Below are 557 nucleotides of genomic sequence, written 5' to 3'. Positions count from 1 at the left end.
TCCATCGCGATAGGGGCAATGAGTTCAACCTCAAACTTCAAGTTGTCACCTGGCATAACCATCTCTACGCCTTCAGGAAGCTCTACAGCACCTGTAACGTCAGTTGTACGGAAGTAAAACTGTGGACGATAGCCTTTGAAGAATGGGGTATGACGCCCGCCTTCATCTTTGCTTAAGATATATACTTCAGCTTCGAACTTAGTATGTGGATTGATTGAACCAGGCTTCGCTAATACTTGACCACGTTCAACGTCTTCACGCTTAGTACCACGTAATAGAACACCAACGTTCTCGCCAGCACGACCTTCGTCAAGCAACTTACGGAACATTTCTACGCCCGTACACGTTGTTTTAACGGTGTCTTTAATACCAACGATTTCTACTTCTTCGCCGACTTTAACAATACCTTGCTCAACACGACCTGTAACAACTGTACCACGGCCTGATATTGAGAATACATCTTCGATTGGAAGAATGAACGGCTTATCAACATCGCGCTTTGGCTCTGGAATATAGCTATCCAATGCTTCTGCTAGCTCAAGAATTTTCGCTTCCCA

At 44.9% G+C, this 557-nt stretch carries 1 protein-coding gene; it reads right to left on the bottom strand.

Annotation, left to right across the window (positions count from 1 at the left end; translation table 11 throughout):
* Positions 1 to 557: EF-Tu/IF-2/RF-3 family GTPase (locus CXF81_RS00370; protein ID WP_255409394.1), on the bottom strand; the 557-nt coding region annotated here is incomplete at both ends.

The organism is Glaciecola sp. 33A, assembly GCF_002836745.1.
Taxonomy (GTDB): Bacteria; Pseudomonadota; Gammaproteobacteria; order Enterobacterales; family Alteromonadaceae; genus Glaciecola.
The sequence above is the reverse complement of the archived record's forward strand: the minus strand, read 5'-3'. Positions and strand labels throughout refer to the sequence as shown.